At 73.5% G+C, this 2,988-nt stretch carries 3 protein-coding genes and 1 pseudogene; 1 reads left to right on the top strand and 3 read right to left on the bottom strand.

The window, feature by feature from the left end; translation table 11 throughout:
• Both HMPREF3086_RS15370 and HMPREF3086_RS15365 read right to left on the bottom strand, forming a co-directional pair.
• A partial coding sequence (locus tag HMPREF3086_RS15370; protein WP_210401883.1) for a PHP domain-containing protein occupies window positions 1–796 on the bottom strand: 796 nt, incomplete at its 3' end.
• Between the two features lie 33 nt (window positions 797–829).
• Window positions 830–1,753: a sucrase ferredoxin gene (locus tag HMPREF3086_RS15365; RefSeq protein WP_061914060.1), complete on the bottom strand. Its 924-nt coding sequence runs from the start codon at window positions 1,751–1,753 to the stop codon at window positions 830–832.
• An 86-nt stretch (window positions 1,754–1,839) separates the two neighbouring features.
• On the opposite strand from HMPREF3086_RS15365, the gene HMPREF3086_RS15360 reads away from it, so the two are divergent.
• A complete protein-coding gene (locus HMPREF3086_RS15360) occupies window positions 1,840–2,481 on the top strand; it encodes an AMIN-like domain-containing (lipo)protein (RefSeq protein ID WP_061913990.1) in 642 nt (213 codons plus the stop codon).
• Between the two features lie 50 nt (window positions 2,482–2,531).
• On the opposite strand, the pseudogene HMPREF3086_RS15355 reads toward HMPREF3086_RS15360, so the two are convergent.
• A pseudogene (locus HMPREF3086_RS15355) lies at window positions 2,532–2,988 on the bottom strand (hypothetical protein); the annotation flags it as partial.

Raw genomic sequence — 2,988 nt, 5'->3', positions numbered from 1 at the left:
CGGGCCCCGCGCAGTGGGCGGCGGTCGTGGCCACGACGGGGAGTCCCGCCCGGGCCGCGAGTCCGGCCAGCGCGTCGCACCGCTCGGTGTCCTCGGGCACTCCATGGCAGGTGAGTTCCACGACCACCCGGTCCCGCCCGAACAGCTCGACCAGCTGTTCCAGGGCCGTGCGGGCCGCCTCGGTGTCGAAATCGGGGGCTCCGGTGCCGCCGCGTTCCAGCGCACGACGGACGCGGCCGCGTCGGCATCCGGTGAGCACGTACCAGTGGCCCCCGGCCGCCTCCGCGAGCTCCGCGATCTCGTACCGCGGCTCGCCCTTGGCCCCGCCCCGCAGGTGGGCGCGGGCGATCGCGCGGGACAGCCGGCGGTATCCCTCCTGCCCCCTGGCGAGAACGAGCAGGTGCTCGCCACCCGGCAGGGACAGCTCCGCCCCGAACACCGTGGCCAGGCCCAGCTCGGAGGCGGCCTCGGCGAAACGTACGACCCCGTACAGGCCGTCGTGGTCGGTGATCGCGAGGGCCGTGAGCCCCAGCTCGGCCGCCGCCTCCGCCATCGCCTCGGGCGAGGACGCACCGTCGAGGAAGCTGAACGCCGTGTGGGCGTGCAACTCCGCGTACGGCACGCGTCCCTGGACGCGCGGCCGCTGTGGGGGCGTGTAGTCACCCCGCGTGCGCGACCATGCGGGGGCGTCGCTGCCGTCGCCGGGATGGGGGTTCTCCGGCCTGCGCGGGTTCGGCCGCCCGGACAGCACCCGTTCGAGCTCTCCCCAGCTCCTGGGCCCGTGGTACCAGTTCACCGGGGCTCACCCGCCCGGTGCCGGTGGGTGCGGTCAGAGCCGGGTGAGGGACTCCACGACCCATGCGGAGGCCTTGCCCGGTGGTTTGCGGCAGCTCTGCGCGCGGGGCGGGAGCGGGCGCGTACCGGTCTCGACGCGCCAGGCGCGGCCGTCTGTGTGCTGTACGACGGCCACGTGCGGGTCGTCCGGGTCGATGTCGACGACGAGGTCGTCGATCCCCGCCTCCACGCCGGAGTCGCGGACGGCGACCTCCGCGACCTGCCCGGCCGGCGGCCACGTGCTGCGCCCCCGCAGGTGCTCGGTGACGACCCGGCCGTCCAGTTCGGCCTCGACGATGCGGACCGCGAGGTCGGTCTCCGCGGGCCCGTAGGTGTACCCGGTCCCGGGCAGCAGCAGGACCGGGGCGAAGCGGTGTCCGCCGGTGTGGGAGCACTCCCACACCGCGGAGTCCTGATCGAGCGAGGACAGACGGTCCCCGAGACGGGACTCGAGTCCGGCCACAACCGGGCGGCCCCGGACGGCGCAGCACTGATCGCGCTTGGCGTGAGTACAGACGAGGACCACGGGCCCCTCGACCTCACGGGCGCCTTCCACGTGTCCACCGGGTGAGAGATCGAGGTCGAGTATGTCCGCGGGTCGGTCGACGCGGCCGACCCTGATACTCCGTCGACCGGGCCGCGTGTCACAGAGGTAGAAGCGGTGCCGGTCGATGCGTTGACCCTCGCGGCCGGGTCGCCTGATGAACAACATGCGGGACCCGCAGTCGGAGACGTGCTTCTTGAGGCGCTCGGAGAGCTCGTCGCCCAGCGCCTCCCCGTCGAAGATGTCGCGCCCCCATCGCGCGGGGACCTCCAACAACACCCACGACTCCTCGTGGGCAGCGGTGCCGGCCGGCGGTTCGTCGGCCGACTGGAGCGAACACCAGGCGGGGACTGGGGCGGGATCGATGACTGACACGCCCCCATGGTGCCCCACCATGCGAAGTGGTGTAACTGTAGCCACCTTGTGGGACAAAAGTGATTAGAGGGATTTAGGGTGGGGCCATGCGTACCCGACACCGCCGCTTCGTCGCGGCCGCCGCACTGACCGCCGCCGCGTCCCTGGCAGTGGTGGGGTGCGGGACCGACACCTCGACCGACGCCCCCGCCACGAGCCAGACGACCACCGCCGGCTCCTCGCCGGCCGCCCTGGCGCAGAACCTGTCCCCGGAGGAGACCGAGGCCGCCGACCCCACGGCCGGTCCGGCGGACTCCGCTCCCAAGAGCGAGACCCCGGATGCCGCCGCAGGGCGCGCCGAGCTGGTCGTGTCCGAGATCCGGATGGGCGACTACCAGGGCAAGGACCGCGTGGTCTTCGAACTCGACGGGCGCGGCGTCCCGAACTACTCCGTGGACTATGTGGACGCCCCCGCCCAGCAGGGCAGCGGCTTCCCCGTGGAGGTACAGGGCGACTCGTTCCTCCAGGTGATGATCGGAGGCCAGGTCCTGCCGACCGAGACCGGCCTGGAGGAGGTCCCGGTGGGCACCGTGACGGGTGACGACGCCACCGGGGTGGCCGGCGTGGCGTTCGCGGGACAGTTCGAGGGACAGGCGCAGGCGGTGATCGGCCTCGAGGGCACCGATCGTGCCTTCTCCGCCTTCCTCCTGCAGAACCCGACCCGTCTGGTGGTGGACATCGAGCGCTGATCGCGCCCCCGAGTCGGGCACGGCTGACCGGGGCGTGAGCGGCCGGATCATCATTCGTAGACTCCCTCGACCGTCCAGTTCTCCGACCCGTCCCCGAGTACGCCGCAGAGCAGCAACGCGGCCGCACGCTCGGGGACGACCTGCATGCGGGCCCGGGGCCGGCGGGGTTCCCCGTCGGACGTGGGCTCCCACCAGGCCTCGTCGATCGGCCACGGCCGCGACCACCCGAGCAGCGCACAGCTGCGACCGCCTACCTCGATGGCGGCGGGTCGCGCACTGAGCAGACCGCGTGAGGTGACCCCGACGGCTGCCCCCTCCACGCTGCGCAGCACGACTCCCCCGGCGAGCGGGACCCGCGCCACGACGGCGGCCCCCGGGTCACCGTTCTCGCGGATCTCGAGCCGGTAGCCGGGTCCGGGCCACACCACCGACGGCGAGGGCGCGGGCAGCGCACCCGGCCACGGACCGCGGGCGGCGGGCTCGGCCGGGGCGTCCCCGTATGGCAGG

Origin of the sequence: Dietzia sp. HMSC21D01 (genome assembly GCF_001815995.1) — a bacterium.
GTDB classification, from domain to species: domain Bacteria; phylum Actinomycetota; class Actinomycetes; order Mycobacteriales; family Mycobacteriaceae; genus Dietzia; species Dietzia cinnamea.
This window is presented reverse-complemented; position numbering and strand designations above follow the sequence as displayed.